30 protein-coding genes are annotated in these 25638 nt (G+C 62.1%); 16 read left to right on the forward strand and 14 right to left on the reverse strand.

The genetic code is table 11. The annotated features are described in order from the left end of the window. Window positions 1-22 precede the first annotated feature (22 nt). Together groL and EEQ99_RS10535 are read right to left on the reverse strand one after the other, a co-directional pair. Window positions 23-1657 (reverse strand): chaperonin GroEL, encoded by a 1635-nt coding sequence (gene groL, locus EEQ99_RS10530; protein WP_097542689.1) that lies wholly within the window; start codon window positions 1655-1657, stop codon window positions 23-25. A gap of 47 nt (window positions 1658-1704) precedes the next feature. Beyond that, window positions 1705-2022: a co-chaperone GroES gene (locus EEQ99_RS10535; protein WP_127430380.1), complete on the reverse strand. Its 318-nt coding sequence runs from the start codon at window positions 2020-2022 to the stop codon at window positions 1705-1707. A 501-nt stretch (window positions 2023-2523) separates the two neighbouring features. Here EEQ99_RS10535 and EEQ99_RS10540 point away from each other — a divergent pair. From EEQ99_RS10540 to EEQ99_RS10555, 4 genes are all read left to right on the forward strand, one after another. After that, complete coding sequence (locus EEQ99_RS10540) at window positions 2524-2787, forward strand: hypothetical protein (protein ID WP_127430381.1); 264 nt, start codon at window positions 2524-2526, stop codon at window positions 2785-2787. Then, window positions 2784-3110 carry a hypothetical protein gene (locus EEQ99_RS10545; RefSeq protein ID WP_127430382.1) on the forward strand — a complete coding sequence of 109 codons (327 nt, stop codon included), beginning with the start codon at window positions 2784-2786 and terminating at the stop codon, window positions 3108-3110. Before EEQ99_RS10540 ends, EEQ99_RS10545 begins: the two co-directional genes overlap by 4 nt. Beyond that, entirely contained in the window at window positions 3107-3418 is a 312-nt protein-coding gene (locus EEQ99_RS10550) for a hypothetical protein (protein ID WP_127430383.1), read from the forward strand. Before EEQ99_RS10545 ends, EEQ99_RS10550 begins: the two co-directional genes overlap by 4 nt. A 237-nt stretch (window positions 3419-3655) precedes the next feature. Next, entirely contained in the window at window positions 3656-4036 is a 381-nt protein-coding gene (locus EEQ99_RS10555) for a VOC family protein (RefSeq protein ID WP_047614333.1), read from the forward strand. A gap of 50 nt (window positions 4037-4086) precedes the next feature. Here the strand turns inward: EEQ99_RS10555 and EEQ99_RS10560 are convergent, their stop codons facing one another. Next, window positions 4087-4473 (reverse strand): ectoine synthase, encoded by a 387-nt coding sequence (locus tag EEQ99_RS10560; RefSeq protein ID WP_048338366.1) that lies wholly within the window; start codon window positions 4471-4473, stop codon window positions 4087-4089. 131 nt (window positions 4474-4604) lie between these two features. On the opposite strand from EEQ99_RS10560, the gene EEQ99_RS10565 reads away from it, so the two are divergent. Continuing rightward, window positions 4605-5468 (forward strand): LysR substrate-binding domain-containing protein, encoded by an 864-nt coding sequence (locus EEQ99_RS10565; RefSeq protein WP_063476667.1) that lies wholly within the window; start codon window positions 4605-4607, stop codon window positions 5466-5468. Window positions 5469-5509: 41 nt separating this feature from the next. Here the strand turns inward: EEQ99_RS10565 and EEQ99_RS10570 are convergent, their stop codons facing one another. Beyond that, window positions 5510-6472, reverse strand: coding sequence for a LysR family transcriptional regulator (locus EEQ99_RS10570; protein WP_063476666.1), 963 nt, complete (start codon window positions 6470-6472; stop codon window positions 5510-5512). Window positions 6473-6595: 123 nt separating this feature from the next. Between EEQ99_RS10570 and EEQ99_RS10575 the strand changes: the two genes are divergently transcribed. The 5 genes from EEQ99_RS10575 to EEQ99_RS10590 all read left to right on the forward strand — a co-directional run bounded on the left by EEQ99_RS10575 (window position 6596) and on the right by EEQ99_RS10590 (window position 10754). Beyond that, window positions 6596-7996: an MFS transporter gene (locus EEQ99_RS10575; RefSeq protein WP_063476665.1), complete on the forward strand. Its 1401-nt coding sequence runs from the start codon at window positions 6596-6598 to the stop codon at window positions 7994-7996. A 95-nt stretch (window positions 7997-8091) separates the two neighbouring features. Then, the gene (locus EEQ99_RS10580) at window positions 8092-8469 is read left to right on the forward strand and encodes a hypothetical protein (protein ID WP_174824448.1); all 378 of its coding nucleotides are present in this window, start codon (window positions 8092-8094) and stop codon (window positions 8467-8469) included. A 27-nt stretch (window positions 8470-8496) separates the two neighbouring features. Beyond that, entirely contained in the window at window positions 8497-8832 is a 336-nt protein-coding gene (locus EEQ99_RS10585) for a hypothetical protein (RefSeq protein WP_047614326.1), read from the forward strand. A gap of 373 nt (window positions 8833-9205) precedes the next feature. Next, window positions 9206-9349 (forward strand): hypothetical protein, encoded by a 144-nt coding sequence (locus EEQ99_RS34545; protein ID WP_164735919.1) that lies wholly within the window; start codon window positions 9206-9208, stop codon window positions 9347-9349. Between the two features lie 301 nt (window positions 9350-9650). Then, complete coding sequence (locus EEQ99_RS10590; RefSeq protein ID WP_047614325.1) at window positions 9651-10754, forward strand: fatty acid desaturase; 1104 nt, start codon at window positions 9651-9653, stop codon at window positions 10752-10754. 141 nt (window positions 10755-10895) lie between these two features. Here the strand turns inward: EEQ99_RS10590 and EEQ99_RS10595 are convergent, their stop codons facing one another. Next, complete coding sequence (locus EEQ99_RS10595) at window positions 10896-11810, reverse strand: SDR family oxidoreductase (RefSeq protein ID WP_063476663.1); 915 nt, start codon at window positions 11808-11810, stop codon at window positions 10896-10898. Window positions 11811-11931: 121 nt separating this feature from the next. Between EEQ99_RS10595 and EEQ99_RS10600 the strand changes: the two genes are divergently transcribed. After that, window positions 11932-12501 (forward strand): TetR family transcriptional regulator, encoded by a 570-nt coding sequence (locus EEQ99_RS10600; RefSeq protein ID WP_063476662.1) that lies wholly within the window; start codon window positions 11932-11934, stop codon window positions 12499-12501. Here the strand turns inward: EEQ99_RS10600 and EEQ99_RS10605 are convergent. The 4 genes from EEQ99_RS10605 to EEQ99_RS10620 all read right to left on the reverse strand — a co-directional run bounded on the left by EEQ99_RS10605 (window position 12498) and on the right by EEQ99_RS10620 (window position 15176). Next, window positions 12498-13121 (reverse strand): exopolysaccharide biosynthesis protein, encoded by a 624-nt coding sequence (locus EEQ99_RS10605; RefSeq protein ID WP_063476710.1) that lies wholly within the window; start codon window positions 13119-13121, stop codon window positions 12498-12500. The two genes, EEQ99_RS10600 and EEQ99_RS10605, sit on opposite strands and share 4 nt — an antisense overlap. 25 nt (window positions 13122-13146) lie before the next feature. Further along, window positions 13147-13449, reverse strand: a complete 303-nt coding sequence (locus tag EEQ99_RS10610) for a hypothetical protein (RefSeq protein WP_127430384.1) — start codon at window positions 13447-13449, stop codon at window positions 13147-13149. Window positions 13450-13493: 44 nt separating this feature from the next. Continuing rightward, window positions 13494-14477 (reverse strand): TerC family protein, encoded by a 984-nt coding sequence (locus EEQ99_RS10615; RefSeq protein WP_127430385.1) that lies wholly within the window; start codon window positions 14475-14477, stop codon window positions 13494-13496. 222 nt (window positions 14478-14699) lie between these two features. Then, window positions 14700-15176, reverse strand: coding sequence for a YcgN family cysteine cluster protein (locus EEQ99_RS10620; RefSeq protein ID WP_048338360.1), 477 nt, complete (start codon window positions 15174-15176; stop codon window positions 14700-14702). Between the two features lie 204 nt (window positions 15177-15380). Between EEQ99_RS10620 and EEQ99_RS10625 the strand changes: the two genes are divergently transcribed. The 3 genes from EEQ99_RS10625 (at window position 15381) to EEQ99_RS10635 (ending at window position 18874) form a co-directional block, all read left to right on the forward strand. Continuing rightward, window positions 15381-17567, forward strand: coding sequence for a transglycosylase domain-containing protein (locus tag EEQ99_RS10625; protein WP_127430386.1), 2187 nt, complete (start codon window positions 15381-15383; stop codon window positions 17565-17567). 178 nt (window positions 17568-17745) lie between these two features. Beyond that, window positions 17746-18333, forward strand: coding sequence for a DUF1214 domain-containing protein (locus EEQ99_RS10630; RefSeq protein ID WP_048338358.1), 588 nt, complete (start codon window positions 17746-17748; stop codon window positions 18331-18333). Further along, on the forward strand, window positions 18326-18874 hold the full coding sequence (locus EEQ99_RS10635) for a DUF1254 domain-containing protein (RefSeq protein WP_047614314.1): 549 nt from the start codon (window positions 18326-18328) through the stop codon (window positions 18872-18874). The genes EEQ99_RS10630 and EEQ99_RS10635 overlap by 8 nt, the downstream gene beginning before the upstream one ends. A 14-nt stretch (window positions 18875-18888) precedes the next feature. Here the strand turns inward: EEQ99_RS10635 and EEQ99_RS34550 are convergent, their stop codons facing one another. Continuing rightward, a complete protein-coding gene (locus EEQ99_RS34550; protein WP_003546657.1) occupies window positions 18889-19056 on the reverse strand; it encodes a hypothetical protein in 168 nt (55 codons plus the stop codon). Window positions 19057-19575: 519 nt separating this feature from the next. Here EEQ99_RS34550 and EEQ99_RS10640 point away from each other — a divergent pair. Together EEQ99_RS10640 and EEQ99_RS10645 are read left to right on the forward strand one after the other, a co-directional pair. Then, window positions 19576-19737: a hypothetical protein gene (locus tag EEQ99_RS10640; protein WP_244604790.1), complete on the forward strand. Its 162-nt coding sequence runs from the start codon at window positions 19576-19578 to the stop codon at window positions 19735-19737. 248 nt (window positions 19738-19985) lie between these two features. Continuing rightward, window positions 19986-21035: a DUF2336 domain-containing protein gene (locus EEQ99_RS10645; RefSeq protein ID WP_127430387.1), complete on the forward strand. Its 1050-nt coding sequence runs from the start codon at window positions 19986-19988 to the stop codon at window positions 21033-21035. Window positions 21036-21054: 19 nt separating this feature from the next. Here the strand turns inward: EEQ99_RS10645 and EEQ99_RS10650 are convergent, their stop codons facing one another. The 4 genes from EEQ99_RS10650 to EEQ99_RS10665 form a co-directional block, all read right to left on the reverse strand. Continuing rightward, window positions 21055-21399, reverse strand: a complete 345-nt coding sequence (locus EEQ99_RS10650; protein ID WP_127430388.1) for a DUF1491 family protein — start codon at window positions 21397-21399, stop codon at window positions 21055-21057. A 79-nt stretch (window positions 21400-21478) separates the two neighbouring features. Further along, window positions 21479-22927 carry a methyl-accepting chemotaxis protein gene (locus EEQ99_RS10655; protein ID WP_127430389.1) on the reverse strand — a complete coding sequence of 483 codons (1449 nt, stop codon included), beginning with the start codon at window positions 22925-22927 and terminating at the stop codon, window positions 21479-21481. A gap of 121 nt (window positions 22928-23048) precedes the next feature. Further along, a complete protein-coding gene (locus tag EEQ99_RS10660) occupies window positions 23049-23969 on the reverse strand; it encodes a peptidoglycan-binding domain-containing protein (protein WP_127430390.1) in 921 nt (306 codons plus the stop codon). Continuing rightward, the gene (locus EEQ99_RS10665; RefSeq protein ID WP_047614304.1) at window positions 23941-25482 is read right to left on the reverse strand and encodes a sensor histidine kinase; all 1542 of its coding nucleotides are present in this window, start codon (window positions 25480-25482) and stop codon (window positions 23941-23943) included. Before EEQ99_RS10665 ends, EEQ99_RS10660 begins: the two co-directional genes overlap by 29 nt. Window positions 25483-25638: the final 156 nt, after the last annotated feature.

The following is a 25638-nucleotide window of genomic DNA, read 5'->3' on the forward strand; positions in this document are numbered from 1 at the left end:
GCCGGACCGGTTCAGGCTGGCCTCAGTATCCCATATCGCCCATGCCGCCATTTCCGGCTGCCGGGGCAGAGTCTCTTGCGGGAATGTCGGCGATCATCACCTCGGCGGTGATCAGAAGCGCCGCAATCGAGCCGGCGTCCTGCAGAGCGGTGCGTACGACCTTGGCCGGATCGACGATGCCGGCCTCGATCATATCAACATAGGTCTCCGTCTGTGCGTCGAAGCCCTGATTGTGATCATTGCTGCCGGCGAGTTTTCCGACGACGATGGAGCCTTCGAACCCGGCATTGTCGGCGATCTGCCGGATCGGGGCTTCAAGCGCCCTGAGCACGATCGAGATGCCGGCCGTCACGTCGGCGTTGTCGCCGGTCAAACCCGTCAGCGCCGACTTCGCGCGCAACAGTGCCACGCCGCCGCCCGGCACGATGCCCTCTTCGACCGCCGCACGGGTCGCGTTCAGCGCGTCGTCGATGCGGTCCTTCTTTTCCTTGACCTCCGTCTCGGTCGCACCGCCGACACGGATGACTGCGACGCCGCCGGCCAGTTTCGCCAGGCGTTCCTGCAGCTTTTCCTTGTCGTAGTCGGAGGTGGTCTCCTCGATCTGCGCCTTGATCTGCTGGATGCGCGCCTGGATGGCGGCTTTCTCGCCGGAACCGTCGATGATCGTGGTGCTCTCCTTCTCGATCAGCACGCGCTTGGCGCGGCCGAGCATATCGAGCGTGACGTTTTCGAGCTTGATGCCGAGATCCTCGGAAATCATCTGGCCTGATGTCAGCACGGCAATATCTTCCAGCATGGCCTTGCGGCGGTCGCCGAAGCCCGGCGCCTTGACGGCCGCGACCTTCAGGCCGCCGCGCAGCTTGTTGACGACCAGCGTCGCCAACGCCTCGCCTTCGACATCCTCGGAGATGAGCAGAAGCGGTTTACCGGTCTGCACGACGGCTTCCAGGATTGGCAGCATCGCCTGCAGGCTGCCGAGTTTCTTCTCGTGCAGGAGGATATAGGGTTCCTCCAGTTCCACGCGCATCTTCTCGGCATTGGTAACGAAATAGGGTGAGAGGTAGCCACGGTCGAACTGCATGCCCTCGACGACGTCGAGTTCGGTCTCGGCGGTGCGCGCCTCCTCAACGGTGATGACGCCCTCATTGCCGACCTTGTCCATCGCCTTGGCGATCATCTCGCCGACGCTGACGTCGCCATTGGCGGCAATGGTGCCGACCTGGGCGATCTCGCCTGACGATTTGACCTTCCTCGCCCGCGCCTGGATCTCCTTGACCACCGCAACGACGCCGAGATCGATGCCGCGCCTGAGATCCATGGGATTCATGCCGGCAGCGACGAGCTTTGCGCCTTCACGAAAGATGGAGGCCGCAAGCACCGTCGCCGTCGTCGTGCCGTCGCCGGCAAGATCATTGGTCTTCGACGCCACCTCGCGCACCATTTGCGCGCCCATGTTCTCGAACTTGTCGGCGAGCTCGACTTCCTTGGCGACGGTGACGCCGTCCTTGGTGATGCGCGGTGCGCCATAGGCCTTGTCGATGACGACGTTGCGGCCCTTGGGGCCAAGCGTGACCTTGACGGCGTTGTTGAGCAATTCGACGCCGCGCAACAGGCGATCGCGCGCATCGGTGGAGAATCTGATTTCCTTGGCAGACATGATATTGGTCCAGTTCGGTCTTGAGATACGGATCGGAATGCGATCGATCAGGCGGCCTTTTGAGAGGCCACTCCGATCTTTTCGACGATGCCCATGATGTCGGTCTCCTTCATGATCAGAAGGATCTCGCCCTCGATCGTGACCTCTGCCCCCGACCATTTTCCGAACAGAATGCGATCACCGACCTTGACGTCGAGCGGGTTGAGAGTGCCGCTATTGTCGCGCAGGCCCGGGCCGACTGCGACCACGTCGCCTTCCTGCGGCTTTTCCTTGGCGGCGTCTGGAATGATGATCCCGCCCTTGGATTTGACATCGCCTTCCGCACGTCGAATGACGACGCGGTCGTGAAGTGAACGGAATTTCATAGAGGTCTTTCTGCTGCCGGCGCATATGGCGGCTGCAACACATAAATAGCACCCGTGGCACTCGATTGATAGGAGTGCCAAGAAATATTATTCACGCTGAAAAATTCAGGAAATCATTTCGGCGGGATGTTTTGTAATAATTATGAATTGAATAGAATTTCTTGAGCCATTACGCTCCATTTTATTTACGTGACCGCGGAGTTAATTTGGCGTTTTTTATAGATAAATCCGAATTTATCTTGATTTAAACGCAATCCAGGCGTAACGATAAGTCTCGTCGATTTGGCCGACTTGGCTTCGCGGTGTCAGAGACCTACGACCCGCCATACACCACCGAATTCTCGATAGCGAATAATGACGTCGTTCCGGCGTGCATTTCGCGTATTCGATCCGGAATGAGCTTGGCGCTGACCGCGGATGTACCGGCAGCGCCGAGTTCGTCCGGTTCGGATCTCAACGATACAGGAAACGCATCGGCGTATTCCTGCGGAGGCCTTAGCCGTGACAAGCCGCACCACACAAACCGTCGTCCGCTTTTCATCTCCTTTCCGCCTGCCAGGTTTCGACGGGACACAGCCAGCCGGGGAATATCGCGTCGATTATGACGAGGAATTGATCGATGGCGTTTCCAGGCTTGCCTGGCGACGCGTCGGCGCTTTCATCCACCTGCCGGCGATCGCCGCACAGAGTTCGACGCTGCAGATGATGCCTATCCATCCGTCAGATCTCGAAATCGCACTCGAACAGGATCACCAGCAATCATGACCGCTACGCGCAACCCGCAACGCAACGGACGCCCCGTCCGACGCGAGGCAGCAACACATATCTTCAAGGTGGGGCAGACCGTCCGGTTGAAGGACGGGTTCTTCATCGTTCCCTCCAAACTCCCCGATACATACCGCATTACCGCCACGCTGCCTCCGAGAGGCAATGTGCTGCAATACCGCATCCGCAGTGACGACGAACGTCACGAGCGGGTGACGACGGAAGACAGCCTGGAACCGCTAAACCTATCGCCCGGCAGCGGCGCAACACTGATCGAGACAACGTTTGGCCACGGCCCGAATGACGGAAGGTTGACATCGTGAACAGTCATGAAGACGAAGGAAGACCGAACGCCTTTGCTGTCGGCAACAACAAGGGCGGCGCGGCCGGCCACTACGCCATGGACATCGGACGCGACCGCCGGATCGAACCCGCCCGTTCGTGGACCGTCTATCACGCGAGCGTTCCGACGCACGCGGACCATGCCGTGAACGGCGCGAGCCGTTCGCAGGCTGGGAGAGACATGCTGTCCTTCAATCTTCTCAACATCGGATACCGGAAGGAATGGCTCAGGCTATCCGACGCTGCGCAGATCGCTCGTGACACCCCGCCGGCTCATCCGTGGCGTTAGGATCCGGCCCCTACTCCGCCCTTCCCCCAAATCACGTGACAGCGTCGCAGGGCTTGCGCTGAACAGCGGCAATTCGGCGCGCCGATTTCTTCGCCAAGGCGCTCGAGCGGATCGCCAGCCTTTTTGAACGACGCCCTTTCGTTGACTTCGGACCGCGGTTGAAAGATGTTGGCGTCGTGCCATCTTGAGGGATGAGCCGTCCTTCGGAGACCAAGGGAAGTCAGGGAGTTTGCGTCCATGTTCGATCACGTCTCCATCGGCGTAAAAGACATCGAAAGAGCCCGCCGTTTCTACGACGCGGCGCTGGCGCCGCTCGGATATGAGCGGCTGTCCAATTCCGACACGATGATCGGCTACGGCCCGGAAAGGGTCGGCCTCTGGGTGATGCAGGTCGAACACCCCGTTGTTGCCGATCTGCGATCCGGGCTGCATTTCTGCTTCGTCGCCCCGAACGAGGCTGCGGTCGATGCCTTTCACGCGGCGGCCGTCGCCTCCGGCGGCACGGATAATGGCGAACCGGGGATCCGGCCGGATTACGGACAATTCTATTACGCCGCCTTCATCATCGACCCGGACGGCTACCGGCTCGAAGCCTATTTTCATAAAGGCGAGCTGTAACAAGCCGACTGACCGTCAGAAAACCGCGCATTTTCCCTTATAGGCTGATCTCAATAAGCCGATCCCGAGGGGTCGTTCAAATTATGGCGCTCGGATCCCTCGAGCGGCGGATTGAAGACGCTGACGAGGATCATATCCTGGTCACGGCCGCCGCGCAGCAGATGCTTGTCATGCTTGTCGAGCACATAGATATCGCCTTGACGGATCGGAAAGACGGTGCCGTCCATATCCTCCACCTCGCCCTCGCCGGCGATGCAATAGCAGGCTTCGAGATGCTGGCGGTATTCGAGAAGCGAAACGGTGTTGGCGCGCACGATCGTATGACAAACGGTAAACCCCATCCCGTCCTTTTCCGTCAGCAAACGGTGGCTCGTCCCATTGCCCCATTCCACAAAATAGTCGGTTGCTTCGACATCCTTCAGGCTGCGCACATACATTCCGCTCTCCTGGTGTAAGAAAATTTGACACGTCAGCGATACTGTTCAGATCCGCTTCCTGCAGTCATACTGGTGATCTCCATATTCGGACAAATGATGATTTCTATCGGATAGCTGAGGAAAACTTACAGATGACACTTCCATTCGGCGCATTGAGAGCCTTCGAAGCGGCAGCGCGTCTTTCAAGTTTCTCACGCGCCGGCGACGAATTGCGCGTCACGCATGCCGCGATCAGCCATCAGATCCGTCATTTGGAGGAATGGTTCGGACGTGCCTTGTTTCTGCGTGAAAAACGCGGCGTGCGGCTCGCACCCGAGGCCAAAAGCTTTGCCGAAACCCTATCGAGTAGTCTTGAAAGAATTTCCGCAGAAGCGGAATTATTGAAGCTCAGGACGAGATCCGAGATCACCGTCGGCTGCATCCCGTCCATCGCGACGCGATGGCTGATACCATCGCTCAGCGATTTCCTGGCGAGGCATTCGGATGTCACAATAAAGGTGGTCTACGCCATGGCCGAACAGCGTCTGCGTGAAACCGGCTGCGATGTACTGATTACGCTTGGCGCCGACACCTTCGAAGGCGTCGTTTGCCACCAGCTTTTCTCCCGCGCCACTCAACCTGTCGCCAGTCCGCGCTATCTTGAAAGAAAGGGCAGCATCGACCACGCGACACAGATCGCAACGGCAGACCTGCTCCACGACGAGACCACAGCGCATTGGGCGCAGTGGCTCGACAAGGCGGGCGTGCCGTTGACGCCAACGCTAAAGGGGCCGGTGTTTCAAGACTTCAATTTGCTCGCAACCGCCGCCATTGCCGGTCATGGCGTGGCACTTTGCCCGGTCGAGTTATGCCGCCGCGAAATCGAGAATGGCGACCTGATCGTGCTCTCGGACATCGCGATTCTCGCACAGGAGAGCTATTTTCTGATCTGCAGGGCTTCTCCCCAAAAATCAATTTCAGCCTTCTGTACGTGGTTCAAATCGGTCATTGAATAGACGGCGGCCGGGGCGACAATCTCGATGCAATCACCCCTGAGTCAAGCCGCAGCTCTCGATATCGATACGCGGCAGCCGGAGGCTTCGAGCGCCTCGCTGGCGACGTCAAGGAACAGGCCGCGGAACCAGCGCGCCCGGCCGTCCGCCTGGTCGACGCGGCGATAGAGCATGGTCACGGGATCGGCCGGCAGGGAAAGCGGCGGCTGGCAGATCGTCAGCCCATGCAATTGCGCCATGCAGCGACCGATCGATTCCGGCACCGTGGCGATGGCCGGCATGGCCCTGAGCGCCGTCGGCAAGGCGGAAAAACGCGGCACCGTCGCCACCACCTGCCTGACGTGGCCAGTGCGGCTCAGCGCGCTATCGATGCTGGTCGCGGCATTGCCTTCGAACGAAACGGTGACATGGGCGACATTGGCGAAATCCTTGAGGCTCAACGGCGCCTTCAGCCGGAGCTGGGCTTCATCGTAGATGCAGATCGAGGCCTGATCGAACAGCGGCGCGCGGATGTGCCAGGAGGCCGGCTCTTCGTGCACCGAGACGCTGAAGTCGAAGACGCCCTCGTCCAGCCGGCGCGCGGCATCGCGCTTGTCGGAAGCGATGCCGATCAGCCGGGCGCCGGGTGAGAGCTGGAGAAGACGGGCGGCAAGCGGGCCGAAGAAGGCCGATTCGAGATTGTCGCACATGCCGATGCGGAACTCGCCCTGCCAGCTGGCCGGATCGAATTCGGCCTGCGGGCGGATGGCACGCTCGATGCCCGACAGCGCATCCTCGATCGCCGGGGCGATGGAAAGGGCCCGTGGCGTCGGCTGCAGGCCGCGGCCGACGCGCACGAACAATTCGTCATCCAGTGCCTCGCGCAGGCGCCGCAAAGCGGCCGAAAGACCGGGCTGGCCAAGCAGCAGCCGCTCTGCGGCGCGGCTGACATTGCGCTCCTGCATCAGCACCGAAAAGGCCAGCAGCAGATTGAGGTCGATCTTGCGAAGAGTGGCATCATTCATCATCACCAGTAATACCTGGCATGGCTACTATCAATTTGCAATAGGAAAGGAAGCTGTACATTTTCTCGTTCCCTGCCGCCCGGCAACCTCCCCCGATGAGGCGGCAGCAAATAAGGAACGATTTCGATGACTCTTTCCAAATCGCGAAACGGGGCAGGGCTGGCATTGCTGCTGCTCTGCGCCGCCAATTTTCTCGACGCCATGGATGTCTCCACCATCGGCGTCGCGCTGCCTGCCATCCAGGCCGAACTCGGCATGGAGGCGACCTCGCTGCAATGGGCCGTCAGCGCCTATGTGCTCGGCTATGGCGGCTTCCTGCTGCTCGGCGGCCGGGTCGCCGACGTCTTCGGCCATCGCCGCGTCTTCCTCTGGTCGCTGGCAATTTTTGCCACCGCCAGCATCGCCGGCGGCTTCGTCGACAGCGGCCCGACACTGATCGCCGCCCGGTTGATCAAGGGCATTGCCGCCGCCTTCACCGCGCCGGCCGCCCTGGCGCTGCTGCTCTCCGTCTTCGGCGAGGGAACGGCGCGGGCAAAAGCGCTCGGCGTCTTCTCCTCCACCGGCGCCGCCGGCTTCGTGCTCGGCATGGTGATCGGCGGTGCTGCGACGATCTTCAGCTGGCGGGCGACGCTCGTCATGGGCGCGCCGGTCGCCATCCTGACGCTCCTTCTTGCGCCGCTGGTGCTGCCGGCCGACCCGAAAAGAACCGGACCGCGGCCGGCCTTCGACTGGGCCGGCGCGCTGACCATCACACCCGGGCTCTTGCTCTTCGTCTTCGGGATCACCAACGCTGCGGCAGCGGGCTGGCAGGCCTTCCCGACCTGTTGCTCGCTCATCGCGTCGCTGGTGCTGATCCTGCTCTTCCTCGCGGTCGAAGCGCGCCATGCCGATCCGATGGTGCCGCTCGGCATGTTCCGTCGGGCCAAGCTTCGGCATGCCAATGCGATTGCCGCCCTCTTCCAGGGCGCCTATGTCGGCTTCCAGTTCCTGGCGACGCTCTACTATCAGAACGCCATAGGCTGGTCGGCCTTCACCACCGGCTTCTGCTTTGCGCTTGGCGGCGTCTTCGTGATGTTCCTGGCGCCACGTTTTGCCACACTCGCGCAAAATCGCGGCGCCACCGGGCTGATGGCGGTGGGTGTCGGCCTGCAAGCCTTCAGCTACATCTTCTGGGTGACCGCGCTCGGACATGTCGACCCGATCCTGCTCGTTCTGTTCTCGCAGATCCCGCTCGGCCTCGGTTACGCCCTGACCTACCCCTCGGTGCAGGTCGCGGCCCTTTCCGATGTGGAGGACGACAAGGCTGGACTCGCCTCGGGACTGCTCTTTGCCTCCTTCCAGATCGGCGGCGGCATCGTGCTTGCGGCCGCCTCGGCGGTCTTCGGCGCCGCGCCGCATTTCGGCTGGGACCCTTATGTCGCCGGCATCGCCTTCGTGGCGTTGCTTGCCATCGCCATCACCCTGCTTGCAGCCGCCGGTCCGCGGACATCGGCCGCCCGGAGACCCAGCTATCAGGCGGCGGAATAACCATCTCGGCCCGCACCCTGACCGGTGCGGGCTGCCCATCAACCGGTGCGATATCCGCAGCAAGATTCCCGTTGCGTTGCCTCAGCGAAAGGCGCATGGTCCCGCCTTCGGCAGCCATCGCACGGGCGCTGCCGACTGAGGGTTTTTATACCCTCGCCCCGACGAAAGGAGGACCGATGTCTTCCACCTCAGAAAAGCCGCATCTGACCTCGTCCGATCTCGACATGCTTCAGGGCGTGCTCGACGACGCCGGCTACGACGCCAGAATCCTGATCGATGACGAACGGGTTTTCAACGTCGCGGCCATCCTGCTGATCAGGCTGTTCCAAGAGGGCGTCACCTCGCCGGCCATGCTCTCACGGGCGCTCGAACACCATTTCGGCAAGCCGAAGGCCCCGCCGAAAGTGGTAACTCCTGTCTGTAACCGATATGCGATACAGGGATTGCCCCGCGAAAGACGTGCCGCCGGCTAGCCAGCCGCCCGGCTCCGAAGGATTATTGTGCGGAAAACCCTCTTGCTTTGTATCTCAGTCGCAGCGGCCGCCTATTTCGGATGGGTGCAATTCGGAGCTTACCAGCAACGGCAGCAGGACAAGGATCTTGCAGACATCGACAAGGAGCGCCGGGTGGCGCTCCTTGAGATCGACGGCTGCCAGGCGAAAGTGGATCTGCTTCTGTCGATGACCGACCGCCTTCTCAAGGCCGGTGGCATGCGGGTGCCACTCGATATCGGGCGGGATATCGAACTCTGTTTGGCTCGCGGCATCATGTCGGCATCAGGCCTGGCCGAGATGGAAAGAACGAAGCTGATCCGGCTGTTTCCATTAAATGAATAAGCCCTGTGGAAATATGGCTTTCCTGCGGCGATGGCCTTAATGGCACCTCAATTTTATTCTATGAAGAGGGCTCGCTGATTTGGCCGATGCGGCATTTGCGGTGACCGGTTTTCCGGCCCCGCCATTTTCCCGATCGCGAAAGCATGGTGACGTCCCGTCTCAACGTCGGGTTTGGCTTTCGGTGACCTCTCCGGTCATCCGCCTCCAGACTGCGATGCGGTTTCAGCAGGCATCATTTTCATTCCATCCCTGCGGCCCGGTGTTGTCGGGTTGCCCCTCATGACGATCCCGCGATCTCCAGTCGCGACCGACAAGCGGGGCGAATACCACGCAGGCCGCGGTTTTTAATGTCGATCCAAAGGGAGACTCATCCATGGCAAAAGGACAGGTAAGAAGCAATCGCGAGGTCCGGAAGCCAAAAAAGGACAAGCAAGCTGCGAAAGTGGAAAGCACATTCGCCAACCAGATGAAGACGGCGACCAAAGCCGCCCCGCAGGGCAGTGCTCCAAAAAAATAGGGGCTCGTCTCGAGCCCTGGACGGGGCTCTCATCATCGATGGCGCATAACAGCGCAAATCAAGATCGATTTGCGGAAGGATTATGCGCAGATTCAAAGTCACAGCGTGCCCTTTCGGGCACGCCGCGCTCTGGCGCGACGGGATCACGCATGAACGTGTTTTAAAGAAAACGGAAGGTGCCACACAAAATGACCCCTCTTCATACCATGTACCGCTTCGACTATCCGCTATTCCTCATTCGCTCAGCCGTGGTGATTGCACTCGGCTTTTCGACTGTCGCTGCCTTTCACGGCGCTATTCTGTGATCGAATCTGCGCGCCGCAGCGAGTGCGAGGAAATCCGGGTTGCCCCTTCGGGCGAGCCTGACGAAAACCCGAAGCGATCCGAAGATCAAACCGCCCTTTTCACCGAGAAGGGCTGGTTGAAGATCCTTGCCCAATATCGCCAGCCACGGGCCGGACGCAGCGCCTTCGAGCTTGCCGTCACGGTCGTCCCCTTCGCGCTGTTCTGGGCCGCCGCATGGGCGGCGGTTCATTACAGCTTCTGGCCAGGTCTCATCCTCGTCGTTCCCGCCGCCGCTTTCCTGCTCCGGCTGTTCATGATCCAGCATGATTGCGGCCACGGCTCGTTTTTCGCCCGTCGCGGCGTCGACGACTGGGTTGGACGCACGATCGGCATCCTGACGTTGACGCCTTACGACTATTGGCGTCGGGCGCACGCAGAACACCACGCCTCGGCCGGGAACCTGGACGAGCGCGGCGTTGGCGACATCGAGACGCTGACGATTGCCGAATACAACGCGCTGTCGCGCTGGGGCCGGATCGGCTACCGGCTCTACCGGCACCCGATCGTGATGTTCGGCATTGGACCGGCATGGCTGTTTCTCATCAAGCAGCGCCTGCCTTTCGGCATGATGCGCTCCGGCGCCCTGCCCTGGATCTCGACCATGGCGACCAATCTTGCCATCGCAGCGGCCGCCGCACTGCTGATCTGGGCAGTCGGGATCGTCCCCTTTCTGCTGGTGCATCTGCCGATCGTGCTGCTGGCCGGCGCTGCCGGCGTCTGGCTGTTCTACGTCCAGCACCAGTTCGAGGAAACACATTGGTCGAAGAAGCCGGACTGGCAGTTCCAGCATGCGGCCCTGCACGGTGCCTCGCATTACGACCTGCCGCCGGTGCTGCGCTGGATCACCGGCAATATCGGCATCCACCACGTGCATCATCTGTCGAGCCGGGTGCCCTACTACCGGCTGCCGGAGGTGCTGCGAGACCATCCTGAGCTTGCCGATATCGGCCGCATCACGCTCATGGACAGCCTGCGCTGCGTCAAACTGGTGCTGTGGGACGAACAGGCGAAGCGGCTGGTGTCGTTTCGCGACGCAGCCCGGCTCGCCGCAGCAAGATAACCGGCGGGCTCTGAGCGGTTCCGCTTTTGAAGCGCAGACCGCTCTGACCTTTTGTTTTTACGAAAATCCAGGGAAACCGGTTGACGGTTTCCCTGGAATCGGTCGGGCTTTTGCAGACGCAAAACCCCGCGCAGTTTCGCTTTAGCGATAACCCGTCACATCCGCCGGCCTGCCCGGCTCCTGCACTTCCACCAGGTAGCGCCAGCAATCCGGCCGCGAACCGTCGATGTCGTCGAAGCCGTAGGTCTTCGCCACGCCGCCACTCGATAGCGACTGGCCGTTCCAGCGGCCGCGGTCGGGATCGGCGGCAATCGCCGCAACGGCGCGGCCGAGGAAACGCGGGGTTTCGGAAATGGCGAAATGCGGCTGTATCTTCGTCGCATCGCGCCAGTTCTCCTCGCGCACACCGTAGGCATCCAGCATCATTTCGGAGCGCAGCCAGCCGGGTGTGATCGACACGGCGGTGGCGCCGTGTTTCGCCAGATCCTGCGCATGCGCCCAGGCCATGCGGGTGACGCCTGTCTTGACGAGATCGTAGAAGGGCGAAAGCCGGTAATGCGTGTCATTGTATTCGGCCGTTCCGTCGGTTACTTCCACCAGCAGTCCACCCGGCCGCTCGATCATCAGCGGCAGCGCGTAGTGGGCGGTAATCAGATGTGTTTCGATGCCGAGCCGCAGCATGTGCAGGCCCTTGTCCAGCGAATGCTCCCAGACTGATTTGTCCCATTCGAACAGCTTCTCGCAGCCCCAGATGTCGTTGACGAGAATATCGAGCCGGCCGGCTTCCTCGCGAATGCGGGCGACCAGCGCCTCGACCTGTTGATTGACGAGGTGGTCCACCTGCACGGCAATGCCCTTGCCGCCGGCAGCGGTCACCAGCTCGGCCGTCTCCTCGATCGTCTCCGGTCTCATATATTCGGATTGCTGCGCGCGTGTCGTACGCCCGGTGACATAGACGGTGGCGCCGGCGGCGCCGAGCTCCATCGCAATGCCCCGGCCGGCGCCGCGCGTAGCTCCCGCCACCAACGCCACTTTCTCCCGCAAGTTCGCTGTCACTTCTCCATCCTCCACGCTAAAACGGCTCTCACGCCGAAATGGAAAGCGCCCCGGGTTTCCGGGGTTGGTTGTATATAAACGAATGATCGTTTACATTCAACATGAATGCGAGAGGAATTTCATGCCGCGCCGCCGCACAGTTTCCGATGAACAGCTTCTCGCCATGGTGCTTGCGCTGATCCAGGCACAGGGGCCGGATGCGGCGACCTTTGCGGCGGTGGCGAAAGCAAGCGGCCTTTCCGGCTCGACGCTGGTGCAGCGTTTCGCAACGAAGGCGGCGATGCTGCGCGCAGCATTGCTTTATGCCTGGGACAGGCTTGACGCGGAAACGGCGCGACTTGCCGGGACCGTGCCGAAAACCCCGGACGGTGCCGTCGCGTTGCTCGTCGGCCTGTCGCAGGACTACGGGGACGATGCCGCCGCCTATGGCGAAGGACTGCTGGTGCTTCGCGAGGATTTCCGCGATCCGGTGCTGCGCGCCCGGGGTGCTGCCTGGGGAACAGCGCTGATGGCTGATATCGCGCAATGTTTCGGATCGGCGAAGGCGCCGGAGACGATCGCCCGGCTGATGCTGTCGCAATGGCAGGGTTCGCTGCTCTGGTGGGGTTTTGGCGCCGAAGGGCCGGTGGCTGCCTATGTCGAGACCGAGTTGCGGCGTTTCCTCGGCGCGGTACCTGTCCATTCAGCCTAGGAGGCCGTGAAGATCATCGCCTTGATAAAATAAAGCAAGGCGGCGGTCGCGACGATCGTCGCCGATGTGAGCAGCAGTCCGATCAGGGTGACGAGACCATCCCGCTCCATCAGGGCAACGGCGAGCACCACCAGCGACAACACCGGCAGAATATTGCCGAAGGGGATCGGCAGCGCGATCACGACGGCGAGCAGAAAGACAGGAATGCCGAGAAGCGCCTGTACCGTTCGGCCGGTGAGGGCCTGCAGCCGGCCGGCGCGCACGAGCTTTTCCACCCGGGCGATCACCGGGACCGCGTGACCCACGATAAGATCAAGCGCCACGGACGAAACCCGGCGATCCCTGATGATAGCGGGCAACCAGACCTTCCGGCCACCCGCGACGATCTGGAGGGAGACCAGCGCAAGCGCGGTGCCGAAAACCATTCCGAACGGCCCGGGGATCGGGGTTAGAGCCGGGATTGCCAGGAACAGGATGGTGAAGGCGATGCTGGTCGGGCCCATCGCCTCCAGAGCCTCGCCGATGGAGAGTCCGCCTTTCGCCCGGGCGAGTTCCAGCATCTCCCGAAGCCGCGCGGTGGCCACACCGCGCGGTCGTCTATTTCCGTCGTGATCAATCACACGGTCCATTTTCAGCTGGTCGCGGTCACGCACCCTCGCCGGCTCCCTTCAGGGCGCTGGCAAGGGCTGCGCATTGTGGGTCGCTGCCGTCGAGAAGTTCTGCCGGCGCAGTATAGCCGATCGCTATGCTGACGACTGTGGCCGCCGCCCAGCCGTAGTCGCCGGCGGCGCGCTCGATGAGCTGCGGCCCCTGGGATGCCAGGCAGGCCTGGGACTGGCGGACGATCTCCACGGGAAGCCGGGCGCGCTCAGCCTGCTCCTGTATCTCAGCCTGCAGCGGACCGACGACGAGGAGGGCAAAAATCCAGCCGATGAAATTCGAAATCATATCCGGTTCCTTCCTTTGTTAGCGTTTGCGTGTGCAGAGCCCGCTCAGGCGGGCTGCTGCGGATCCCGCGTCTTCAGAAGGCTCCAGACCACGCCGGCGGCGATGATCGTGAAAGTGATGCTGAGCGAGAGCGCGGCCGGGAATTTTTCCAGGCCCAGCAGATCGGCGAGGAAGATCTTCGAGCCGATGAAGATCAGCACGATGGCAAGCGCGGGCTTCAGATAGCGGAAGCGATGAATCATCGCCGCCAGCGCGAAATAGAGGGCGCGAAGGCCGAGAATCGCGAAGATGTTCGAGGTGTAGACGATGAACGGATCGGTGGTGATCGCGAAGATCGCAGGCACCGAATCCACGGCGAAGATGACGTCTGCCACTTCGACCATCACGAGCGCCATGAAGAGCGGAGTGATGAACCAGGTCATCCCTCCCGTTTTGGGGTTTGCCTTTCTGACGAAGAACCGCTCGCCGTGATGTTCGTCGGTGACGTTAAAGCGGCTGCGCATGAAGCGGACGAGGACGTTCTTCGAGACATCAGGCTCGGCCTCCTTGACGAACAGCATCTTGATGCCGGTGACGATCAGGAACGCGGCAAAGATATAGAGAAGCCAGGCGAATTCGGCGACCAGCGTGGCGCCGACGCCGATCATGATGGCGCGCAACAGGATGACGCCCAGAATGCCCCAGAAGAGCACCCGGTGCTGGTAGATGCGCGGCACGGCAAAGAAGGAGAAGATCAGGGCAATGACGAAGACATTGTCGAGGGCCAACGTCTTTTCGACGACGAAGCCGGTCAGATAGGCAAGGCCCGCCTCGGATCCGAGATACCACCATACCCAACCACCGAAGGCGAGGCCGAGCGCGATATAGAGGGCGGAAAGCCTGACGCTTTCGCCGACGCCGATTTCCTTGTTCTGCTTATGAAGAATACCGAGATCGAACGACAGAATGGCGATGACGAGGGCGAAAAAGCTCGACCACATCCAGAGCGGCGTTCCCAGCCACTCGACGAACAAAAAAGAGAGATTCAAGGATAGTCCCCTGTCGGCACTGGTTGTCGGAGAAGAGGTCCGACATCGCAAGAGTGCCGAAGCTCTCGCCAGAGGGGCCCGGACCAGCGGGTCGCACCGCAAGTGGGGTCTCACTTTTCAATAATCAAGCAGCGGCCGGCGCCAATTTTATATCTCGCACGGGAGGCGGCAGTGCGAATGCGTCACTCGCCCCGCAACAGAAAGCCGGGAGCGCCGGCCGCCTCAGGCTTCCTCATCGTCCTTTACCTCACCCACGGTCAGCGGCCAGTCGACGACGTAGTCCTCGAGATCGTCGATATCGATCTCGTTTTCGCTGATCGTGCGGCCTCGCGCGGAAATGCCGGCGGCATGAACGGTTTCCGGGTCACCGGAGACGAGCGGGTGCCACCAGTAGAGGTCATGGCCTTCATTGACCAGCCGGTAGCCGCAGGTGGGCGGCAGCCAGGCGATATCGGGCACGTTCTCCTTGGTCAGCTGCACACAATCCGGCACGAAGTCCCAGCGGTTCTCATAGCTGGAGCAGCGACAGCTTTCGCCGTCGAGCAGCTTGCAGCTCACCGAGGTGAAATAGATATCGCCGCTGTCCCATTCCTCGATCTTGTTGAGACAACAGAGGCCGCAGCCATCGCAGAGGCTTTCCCACTCGGCGACGGTCATTTCGGCCAGCGTCTTGCTCTTCCAGAAGGGCAGATCGTTCATCGTTCGTTTCTTGCAACAGCGGCCCGCAAATTCGCGTGACCCTCATGCATCTCTCTTGTTATCAGCCGCAAAATCAATCAATTCTTCAATATACTCCTGGTACTCGGAGAATTCTCTCCTGGTATCGGAGAGCTTTGCGGCCATATGCGGGCCTTGCGCTTTCGTCGGAGATGACCGAAGCACGATCAGGCGGGAATACAGGACGTGCAGGATCCGGACAACCCAGAAAACGGGCCAGACAACGAGCCCGGAAAAGTGGCGAACGGGGCGGCGGACAAGCGGCCTAGGAAGAGCCGTCACATTCTGTTGCGCATCGATTCCTGGATCGATTCGACCGTCTGGAACGCCGGCTTCCGCGCCGCCGAGATCTGGGAAGACATCACCATCTTCTTCCGCCGCTTCCGCGTGCGCGGCTGGAAGCGCATGGTCTTCGAACTTGCCGGCGAAGGGCTGACGCTCGGAGCGGCCGGCTCGGTGCTGATGCTGCTGCTCGCCCAGCCCGCCTTCGAGGCGACCAAGGAGGACTGGCGCAATCGCGGCGATTTCGCTGTCACCTTCACCGACCGCTACGGCAACGTCATCGGCCATCGCGGCGTCATCCACCAGAATTCCGTGCCGATCGACGAGCTGCCGGATTCGCTGATCAAATCGGTGATCGCCACCGAGGACCGGCGCTTCTTCGACCATTTCGGCATCGATTTCATCGGCCTCTTCCGGGCCATGAGCGAGAATGCGCGCGCCGGCGAAGTCGTCCAGGGCGGCTCGACGCTGACCCAGCAGCTCGCCAAGAACCTGTTCCTGTCTAACGAACGCTCGATCGACCGCAAGGTCACCGAGGCCTTCCTGGCGCTGTGGCTCGAGGCGAACCTTTCCAAGAAGGAAATCCTCTCCACCTATCTCGACCGGGCCTATATGGGCGGCGGTACGTTTGGCGCCGCCGCGGCGGCACAGTTCTATTTCGGCAAAAACATCACCGATGTGAACCTTGCCGAATCCGCCATGCTTGCCGGCCTGTTCAAGGCGCCGGCGAAATATGCGCCGCATGTCAACCTGCCGGCAGCGCGTGCCCGCGCCAACGAAGTGCTGACCAATCTGGTGCAGAGCGGACTGATGACCGAAGGCCAGGTGATCGCCGCCCGGCGCAATCCGGCGACCGTCGTCGACCGCAACGAAGTGGAATCGCCTGACTTCTTCCTCGACTGGGCTTTCGACGAGGTGCAGCGGCTTTCACCGCGTTTCCACCAGCATTCGCTGATCGTGCGCACGACGATCGACATGGGCATCCAGCAGGCGGCCGAGGATTCGGTCGAAACGTCGCTGCGCGAATATGGCGAGGCCTATCACGCCAAGCAGGGTGCCATGGTGATGATCGAAAACGGCGGCGCCGTGCGCGCCATGGTCGGCGGCCGGGATTATGGCGAGAGCCAGTTCAACCGCGCCACCAGGGCACTGCGCCAGCCGGGCTCCTCCTTCAAGGTCTACACCTATTCGGTGGCGATGGAGAGCGGGATGACGCCGCAGACGACGATCGTCGACGCGCCGATCTCCTGGGGCAATTGGAGCCCGCATAATTATGCCAACCGCTATGCCGGCCGCATCACGCTCGAGACCGCGATCGCCCAGTCGATCAACACCGTGCCGGTGCGGCTCGCCAAGGAAAAACTCGGCATTCAGCCGATCCGGGCGATGGCGAAGAACCTCGGCGTCGAAACGCCGATCCGCGACGACGTCACCATCCCGATCGGCACCTCCGAGGTGACGGTGCTCGACCAGGCGACGGCCTATGCCACCTTCCCGGCCGGCGGCTACCAGTCGCGCCGCCACGGCATCACCCAGATCCTCGATTACGACGGCGACGTGCTCTATGATTTCGACCGCGACGAGCCGGCGCCGAAACGTGTGCTCTCGGAACAGGCCGACGCCTATATGAACCAGATGCTGTCGCGCGTTCCCTATGTCGGCACGGCGCGCAAGGCAGCCCTCGACAACGGCATTGTGACCGCCGGCAAGACCGGTACGACCCAGGCCTATCGCGACGCCTGGTTCGTCGGCTACACCGGCAACTACACCTGCGCCGTCTGGTTCGGCAATGACGACTATACCTCGACCAACGAGATGACCGGCGGCTCGCTGCCGGCGATGACCTTCAAGCGCGCTATGGACTATGCCCATCAGGGTGTGACGCTGCGCCCCATTCCCGGCATCGAAAACCCCCTGCCCTCGGAAAAGGACCTCGCCAAAACCGCCGCCGCCAAGCCGCAGGACGGTTTGCCGCAGCTCATCCGGCCGCGCATGCTCTCGGTTCAATCGACCGACATCCTCAAGAAGCTCGGCGAGAAGCTGAAGAATGCCGCTCCGCTCGCGCCTGCGAAGGTGGCGAGCGCGGAGTAGTTGGCGGCATCACGCGCGGATTCAGAAATCCTCGACCCGGCAGATCTTCGGTGCCTGCCCCTCATCCGGCTGCCGCCACCAACCGGGGATCAATCGGCGCCTATGTCGCGGCGCGGCATTCCACCCCGCCAGAATCAGTGGTAACCCTTTCATCCGATATGGTTTCCAAGGTCTTGACGTGTTTCGATTCCCCCTCTTTATCGCGATCACGCTGATCGTCGCCTTCGGCGGCGGGATCATGATTTCGCTTTATGCGCTGGATGCGACGCAGGGTTTCGGGGCGATCAAGCTCGGCGCCTGGGAGGCGTTTCCGGCGCTGCAGACGGTCGAAGCCGACCCTTACGCCAAGTCGCACCGGGCGCGCGCCGGCAAGCTGCTCTATGGCAGCGCCGAGGGCCTGACCTTTACGGCGAGCGTCGACGACGAGGGCGGCCGGCTGAATGCCAACTGCCGCTACCGCATCAGCGGGCAGACGCCGCCTGCCCGGCTCTGGACCCTCTTTACCGCCGACAATGGCGGCAATCCGGCGGCGGTGAAGACCGGGCATCCCTCGGCGCTGAATTCCTGGACGGTGCTGCGCCAGCCGGACAGCAGCTTCTCGATCGAGATCGCAGCCGTCGCGCAACCGGGCAACTGGCTGGCCTTGCCGGAAGCCGGCACCTTCCGGCTGGTGCTGACGCTGTTCGACACCCCGACCGCCGGCAGCTCCGGCGTGATCGACCTCGCCATGCCGAAGCTCACCAAGACCGGATGCGGCAATGCTTAGGATATTCTTCGCTATCCTCACCGGTCTTTTCGGCGCAGCCCTGCTGCATCTGGTCATCATCCTGTCGCTGCCGCATTTCACCGGCAGGGATGCGGCGACCCGTGTGGAGGCGGAGGGCGACCTCAACAATTTCTATCTGCTCGCCGACCGGTATGACGAGGCCGGCCTTGCCAATGGCGACCCCTTCGTGCGCACCGCTGTCTGCTCCTTCGACATCGAAGATGGGCCGGTGCATTTCACCGCCAAGGGCAATGTGCCCTTCTGGTCGATCGCGATCTATGACAGCGCCTCCAATGAGGTCTTCAGCATGAACGACAGGACGTCGGTCGGCGGGGCGCTCGATGTGCTGGCCGGCGGTCCGATCCAGTTGACGGACCTGCGCAAGAACCTGCCGCAGGAATTGCAGCAGGCGATCCTGGTGGAAATGGCACGGCCGGACGGCTATGCCGTGCTGCGGACGCTGGCGCCGCAGGCAAGCTTTAATGAGGCCGCGCGCAACTTTCTCACGGAAGCCGGCTGCGAGCAATTCACCGCTCGCTGAGGTTGAACAAGCGGTTACTTCTTGTTGACGCGCGGCGCGGGCGCCGGACGATGTTTCGGGCTCTCGGCCAAGCGCTCGTAGCGAACGCCGGTGAACCAGAGGATCTTGGCTTCGCGGGGCTCTTTGTCCGGACGACGCGGCGCCCGCGGCCGCCGATCCGCCAATGCGACTACTATTGCCATTCTCGTCTCCATGCACTGCCCGAGACGGATGAACTTGCGATGGATTTCACCCTGCCCGCCAATGTGCGGGCCGGCGCGTCCTGCAGAACCGGGATGACCGGACCGAGGGCATTCGCGCCTTTCCCACGGCACCTGATTGAAATACCGTGATGCGGAGTTTCAACGATCCAAACACTCAAATCGCGTCGTTCCTATCCGAATTGAGACAGATGACAGTTAACAGTTTACTAATATTCGGCGGATGCCAAACACAGTTCACCTCACTTCCTCTGTAACGCGCGAAGAGTTGATTTGGTTTCACGCCGCCCACGGAAAGACAGGGTTGAAGATCGACGCGTAAAATTAGAAACAATTCATATAGTTGGCATTGAGGCGGCAAGCTTGCACGCGCGGAAAAAGGCAGTGTTGCAAAAATGCTTCATGAAAATATTTAATTGCGAGCGACTGAGATGCGCGTATTGTTGCTCTCATCGATCATACGTTTCCGGGCCCCGATCTTTCTCGCCTGAGGATCTCGACGTGCTGCGCAGTGCGCTCGACGACTGGTGCGCGGAACGGCGCATCGACATCAGAAGCGTCGAGGCGCAGTTTGCGGCATCCACCGCACTCGACCTCTATCAAGCCGGTTACGACAGCCGCGAAAAGCTGCTGCACGCGTTGCGCGATCACAGGATCGCCTGAACTTTTCCGCAATCACAGCGGCGATACGCAGGCGGCCCAACGCCCTTTCAAACCGCGCATTCTGATATTGCCGGCCAACCGTGCCGCGACACGCGTTGCGTGTATATTTCTGTTACATTTTAATAAAATCTTCAGCATGCATTAACCGTACCGGTGTAGGATTTATTCATAACCGTATGGCCCGACATGCGTTCCGCCAGCGCATATCGGCCTGTGGTCCCCTTATTCTGCGTTTTCGGGGTATTGTTGTGCGTGACCGGTTTCGAGACCTAGAAGGCCCCTTGGCCGTCAGGAAAAAGGACGTGGTATTGATGGCGACTGTCAGCAGTTTCGAGAACCTGTCGCATCCGACACGGTCCGAACTGCGCCAATTTGCCGAGCTTTTCATGCCGCTGTTCCAAGCCTCCTCCGACGAGGCCAAGCGCCAGGCGGTCGCAGCCCTGTCCCAATGCGAGAACATGCCGGCCGCCGTGGCGCTGTTCATCGGCAATCAGCCGATCGAGATCGCCGCCCCTTTTCTTGCCGCCTCAAAGGCAATTGCCGACGATACGCTGATCACCATCGCGCGCATGCAGGGTGCTGCGCATGTCAAGGCGATCGTCAGCCGAGATTCACTCTCGCCGAAGGTCATTGATGCGCTGGTGGCGCTGCGCCAGACCCAGCCGCGATCGGCCGCCGCCTCGGCGCCGATCACGGACTCGCCGGCAGTCCCGCTTTCGCCGACGCCCACCGAAACCAATGAGGCGGATGCGCTGGAGGAACAGCGGGTGGCCAACGAAGAGGCGTTGCGCGAGCGCCTTCTCGGGCTTGCCGGTCATCTCGGCCGTGCCGACGAGGACAGGCTCGGCCTGCGCACGCTCACCGACATTCAGGAGGCGTTGCTGGTGCGCTTCGCCCGCTCCCGCGAGGCGGCGCATTTCGCAACAGCCCTTGCCGATGCGCTGTCGGCCAGCCGCTGGCTTGCCGAGCGCATCATGCTTGATCTTTCCGGCCAACAGCTCGCCACGACGCTGACCAGCCTCGGCATGGGTTTTCTTGATGCCGTCTTCGTGCTCGAAAGGCTCTATCCGCATCTTGCCGAACAGCAGCACAACGTCACACGCGGCTGGATGGTGCTCGATGCACTTGATCCGGAAGAATGCCACGACCGTGTGGACGCCTGGCGGCGCGCCGATCGCTACACCTATAAGCCGGAGGCGCCGAATGTGACGCCCCCTCAGGAAACGCCGAACCACCGCTTCATCCGCCAGACGCCGCCGCAACGCGACATGCGCGTCATGGGACGGCGGTATCGCTGAGCCGACGAGGGTGCGGCTGTCAGCCGTCCTTGGCAAGCGGGACCACGTCTCCCAATTCCTCCGCCTCCAGCTCGACGATCCAAAGATCGGGATCGAACCTGCGTTCACGCTCCAGCATGGCGCGCACCGATTCCGGCTCGGCTCGCAACAGGCGGATCTCGAACAGCCGGTCGCCGGCCTGGCCTTCGTCGAAGGCGGTCTGCGGCGCCGGCGCATAGAGCGTTTCCAGGCCGTCGCGAAAATGCTGGCGGATGAAGATCGCACCCGCCTCCTCCGCCCCCTTTTTCTCGACGGCGGCAAAATCGCCGCTAGCGAAGACGCGACGCAGGAGGGCGGAAACGAAGATGTCGGCGCGTAATCTCATCGGCGCGGTATAGACCGGCGCGCCGGCGGCGGCAATGCAGGGTCAGTGTTTGACCCATGGAGTCAGAGTTTGACGAGGGTCAGACTTTGACTGCGAGCCGCAATCCACCCCAATGCCGTCCGCGGACGGTGATCGGAGCGGAGATATCCTTCATCATCACGAAATTGCCGCCGCCCATGTCGCGCCGATAGGTCTGGACGAGGAAGGGCGCGGTGCTGCGGCCGGCGGCAAGGCCGACGCGATCGGCAAAAATACGGCGGTTGCGGCAATTGGCGGTGTTCCAGACGACGTCGCCGGGGCGCTGCGGCTGCGAGAATTTACGGTTGTGGGTCGGCAGATAGCCGTTCTCGTCGATTGCCGCGCAGAAGGCGATACGCTCGTCCGAAGCTGCCGCGGGTTCCTGGATCGGTGGCAGCAGGCGATCGGTGAGTTCGGTGAAGGCAGCCATCACCTGGGCCGGATCCGAGCCCGGTATCGGCCGATAATGCCGGTCGAACAGAGCATCGAGCCCGATCTGTCCCTCGGCAGCGGCGCGTTCGAAGGCGGCGGAAATCTGCCTTGCCACCGACTGCGCTTCCTCGATCCAGCGGCTGTCGGCGGTCTTGACGCCGGCGCTCGCCGTCAGCTGGATCAGGGTTTCCGAGAGGCAGACGACGCTGTCGACGCGTTTTGCCGCCTGCTGCAACCTGACATTCGAGCCGGCGACCTCGGCCGACATCTCGCCGAGTTTCCCGACGAAGCCGGCGCATTGCAGGTCGACGGCCTCGGTGGTGTTGGCCATGACAGTCGAACTGTCGAGGATGCGGGTGATGACATGTTCCAGGCTTTCGAAGGCCCCGCGCATCGCCTCCGACTTGTCGCGCACACCGGCCGCACTGTCGCGCGCATCGCTGCCGACGGCCGACAGCCGGTCGATCTTCACACGCAGTTCGTCGAGCGTCTGCTGGATGGAGCCGGTCGCCTTCGAGGTCTGCAGCGACAGCGCCCGGACCTCGGCGGCAACGACCGCAAAACCCTTGCCGGCATCGCCGGCGCGCGCCGCCTCGATCGCGGCGTTCAGCGCCAGCAGGTTGGTCTGGCGGGCGATAGTACTGATCTCCTCGGCGATGTTGTCGACATCGGCAAGCGACTTGGAGAAGCCGGCGATCTCAGTGCCGATCTCGTTCGAGGACTGAATCATGTGGCCGATCTCGGCGACCGAGCCCGTCAGACGGTCGGCCGATTCCTTCAACATGTGACGGGCCTCTGCCGCCGTGCGGTCGGTTTCGCGCAGTGATACGGCGACCGAGCGGTTGGTCTCGGCGATCGAAAGCGCGGTGCGGGTGACATCATCGAAGGCGGAGGCATGCCGGGCCGACATTGCCGCCATATCCTGTATGGCGCCGGCGATATCGACGAGATCGATGCCAAGGGTGGAAGCCTCTTCGGCAAGGCGCAGCAGGATATGGCGCAACGCCTCGGGATCAGGGCCTTCCGCTTCGACCGCCGGTTCTCCGGCCAGATCGTCTATCGCCTTCAGCGCATGCATGCCGACGCTCCCCCGCCTCAATCAGAAAAGCTTCAGGCAACATGGTTAACAAGTTGCAAACAGCGGCCCCACCTTAGACTTAGGTTGTAGAGAGAAGGCCCGCTCGGTAACTGCGGAGCCGCTAGATCGCGCCAATTTCCTTGAGCTTCTTCAGCACCGCCTCGGTCGGCTCGCCGTTTTCGGGCAGGTTGTAGTGCTTCTGGAAATGCCGGATGGCTGCGCGGGTCTGCTCGCCGGCGACGCCGTCGACGCCGACATTGGCATAGGCCATGTTGGAAAGGCCCTTTTGGATCTTCAGTACCAGATCGACATTGGTGAGTCCGCCAGAGGGAACCTGCTTTGCGGCCGATGGAGACGTTTTGACCGTCTTTTCGGCGCTGCGGATCGCGGCTGCCACCGGGTCTTCCGCCGCCGCCTTCGAGCTCACATCCTCAGCCGGCTTTTCGGCGGGCACGGTCGAAGGGCCTGATGCATCGGTCTTCAGCGCCGCCAGCACCTCCGGCGTCGGATCGCCGGTCTGGGCCATGCCGACGGTCTCCTCGAAGAAGAGGATGGCTGCACTGGTGCGCGGACCGATGATGCCGTCGGGGGTGCCGTTATAGAGGCCGCGGCGCACCAGCTGCTGCTGGATCTCCATGACGAGCTGGCTCGGCTGCTGAGCGGGTGCCGCCGGCGCTGGCGTCGCGTTGGTGGTGGCGGCATCCTCCGGCCGTTCGATCCGGAAGGTGGTGACGTCGCCCTGTTGCTCCTCGGCCAGGCGGCGGGCGCCGAGCACGGCTGGAGATTGGGGATCGCGGGTGCGGAAGATCGGGTGCGGATGCAGACCCGGCTGATACCAGAGCGCATTGGCGGCGACGAAGGAGAAGATAACGACGAAGGTGATCGTGCCGCCGGCGACCGACGGATTGCGGCCGATGACGCCGCCGAGCGCGGATGCGCCCTGCAGGCCGAGCCCGCCAAGGGCGGCAGCGCCTGACATCAGTAGGCCCGGCTGCTGCCGTCCCCTTTTTCCCTTAGGCGATTTTCGCTTGCGCGCGGCCATCGAAGCGCCCCTCTTCCAGTTCTGCACCTGTATTGACCGCGCCCTTCAGCCGCGGCGGAAACTCGACAGCCGCACCATGGCCGGCGTCTTCGGCGTGTTTGGCGCCCGAGCCGTCCACCGCGATCTCGATGGTGATAATCGTGCCTTCGCCCGGCTGGCTGGCGATGGCGAAATATCCGCCATGCAGCGCCACCAGTCCCTTGACCAGGGAAAGGCCGAGGCCGGAGCCTTCGAACCGGCGGGTATAGTCGTTCTGGATCTGGACGAAGGGCTGGCCGAGCGAGGCCAGCTTGTCGGCCGGGATGCCGATGCCGGTATCGCTGACCGTCAGCTTGAGGATGCCGTCGCGCGCCGCCGCATCGACCGAGACGACGCCGCCGGCCTCGGTGAACTTTATGGCATTGCCGACGAGATTGATGAGGATCTGCTGGATGGCGCGCTGATCGGCGACGATCTCGCCGAGGCCGCGCTGGATACGGCTGGTCAGCGTGAGGCCTTTGGTCTTGGCCTGCAATGCCAGCATCGATTCGCAAGATTTGACGGAGCTCGAAATATCGAAGGCTTCAAGGATCAGCTCATAGCGACCGGCTTCGATCTTGCTCATGTCGAGCATGGTGTTGACGACGGACAGCAGATGCGCGCCGGATTCGCGGACCAGACCGACATATTCGCGCTGGCGGTCGTTTTCGAACTTGCCGAAATATTCGCCGATCAGGATATCGGAAAAACCGAGAATGGCGTTCAGCGGCGTGCGCAGCTCATGGCTGACGGCGGCGAGGAAGCGCGATTTGGCGTCGTTTGCCGATTCGGCATCGGCCGCGCGGTTCTGGGCTTCGTCACGCAGCTGCTGCTCGACGGAGACATCCCGCAGCTGGGCAATGATGGCGGCAAGTTCGCCGTCGGCATCGCGCCGGGCCGTCATGTCCATTCTGAGATAGGCGAACTGGCGCTGATCGCGCGAGACCGAGGGCCGATCGAGGCGCAGATCGACGCTTGCCGCATCCTCGCCCCGGCGCATGTCATCGAGCGCCTGCAGGAAAAGAATGCGGTCGGAGACATGCACCTGCTCCAGAAAGCCCCTGCCCTTGGGATCGCGCATCCAGGCGAGGAAATCGCGCCGGTCGCGACCGCCGACGGTCGCCACACTGCCGTGCGGGTCGAGGAAGAAGACGAGGCCGGGAGTGGCGGCAAGGAAGAAATCCTCGGCCGACTGCGTGGCGATACCGGCGGACGAACCCTGACGGGCGAGCGCGATGCTGCCGACGGCGGAAAAGAGAAAGGCGGCGCAGACCATGGCGACACCGGCCGGCAGCGCGACAGCCGGACTGGTGACCGCCGAAAGACCGATGGGCGCGGCGACAAGAGCGACCGACGAGAACAGCACGAGGCGGCGCAGGATCGCGAGCTCGCGTTGACGCACGGCTTCACCGCCCCCGGTCCGGGAGAGCCAGCTTGTCGCTGCCCGGTCTACGAGGGCCGTCACCCAGCCGCCAATGTTACTCAATACACGCACGCAATACCCGCCCAAAAGGCTGTCTATCGATCCGGACAATAGGCCTTGGCGACTTAAAGAAAGGATAAGGCAAAAGCGCAGTTCACAGCCTGAAACGACCGAATTTCCCGTTTTGAGGCATCTGGAAGCGTCTTTGCCTTTTGTGGTTAATAGCAG

The sequence above is a fragment of the Rhizobium anhuiense genome (assembly GCF_003985145.1).
GTDB lineage: Bacteria > Pseudomonadota > Alphaproteobacteria > Rhizobiales > Rhizobiaceae > Rhizobium > Rhizobium anhuiense.

Coding starts and splice junctions, on each gene's coding strand:
- groL (WP_097542689.1), bottom strand. CDS start 1,657: ATGTCTGCCAAGGAAATCAGATTCTCCACCGATGCGCGCGATCGCCTG.
- EEQ99_RS10535 (WP_127430380.1), bottom strand. CDS start 2,022: ATGAAATTCCGTTCACTTCACGACCGCGTCGTCATTCGACGTGCGGAA.
- EEQ99_RS10545 (WP_127430382.1), top strand. CDS start 2,784: ATGACCGCTACGCGCAACCCGCAACGCAACGGACGCCCCGTCCGACGC.
- EEQ99_RS10555 (WP_047614333.1), top strand. CDS start 3,656: ATGTTCGATCACGTCTCCATCGGCGTAAAAGACATCGAAAGAGCCCGC.
- EEQ99_RS10560 (WP_048338366.1), bottom strand. CDS start 4,473: ATGTATGTGCGCAGCCTGAAGGATGTCGAAGCAACCGACTATTTTGTG.
- EEQ99_RS10565 (WP_063476667.1), top strand. CDS start 4,605: ATGACACTTCCATTCGGCGCATTGAGAGCCTTCGAAGCGGCAGCGCGT.
- EEQ99_RS10570 (WP_063476666.1), bottom strand. CDS start 6,472: ATGATGAATGATGCCACTCTTCGCAAGATCGACCTCAATCTGCTGCTG.
- EEQ99_RS10575 (WP_063476665.1), top strand. CDS start 6,596: ATGACTCTTTCCAAATCGCGAAACGGGGCAGGGCTGGCATTGCTGCTG.
- EEQ99_RS10580 (WP_174824448.1), top strand. CDS start 8,092: ATGGTCCCGCCTTCGGCAGCCATCGCACGGGCGCTGCCGACTGAGGGT.
- EEQ99_RS34545 (WP_164735919.1), top strand. CDS start 9,206: ATGGCAAAAGGACAGGTAAGAAGCAATCGCGAGGTCCGGAAGCCAAAA.
- EEQ99_RS10600 (WP_063476662.1), top strand. CDS start 11,932: ATGCCGCGCCGCCGCACAGTTTCCGATGAACAGCTTCTCGCCATGGTG.
- EEQ99_RS10610 (WP_127430384.1), bottom strand. CDS start 13,449: ATGATTTCGAATTTCATCGGCTGGATTTTTGCCCTCCTCGTCGTCGGT.
- EEQ99_RS10620 (WP_048338360.1), bottom strand. CDS start 15,176: ATGAACGATCTGCCCTTCTGGAAGAGCAAGACGCTGGCCGAAATGACC.
- EEQ99_RS10635 (WP_047614314.1), top strand. CDS start 18,326: ATGCTTAGGATATTCTTCGCTATCCTCACCGGTCTTTTCGGCGCAGCC.
- EEQ99_RS34550 (WP_003546657.1), bottom strand. CDS start 19,056: ATGGCAATAGTAGTCGCATTGGCGGATCGGCGGCCGCGGGCGCCGCGT.
- EEQ99_RS10650 (WP_127430388.1), bottom strand. CDS start 21,399: ATGAGATTACGCGCCGACATCTTCGTTTCCGCCCTCCTGCGTCGCGTC.
- EEQ99_RS10655 (WP_127430389.1), bottom strand. CDS start 22,927: ATGCATGCGCTGAAGGCGATAGACGATCTGGCCGGAGAACCGGCGGTC.
- EEQ99_RS10660 (WP_127430390.1), bottom strand. CDS start 23,969: ATGGCCGCGCGCAAGCGAAAATCGCCTAAGGGAAAAAGGGGACGGCAG.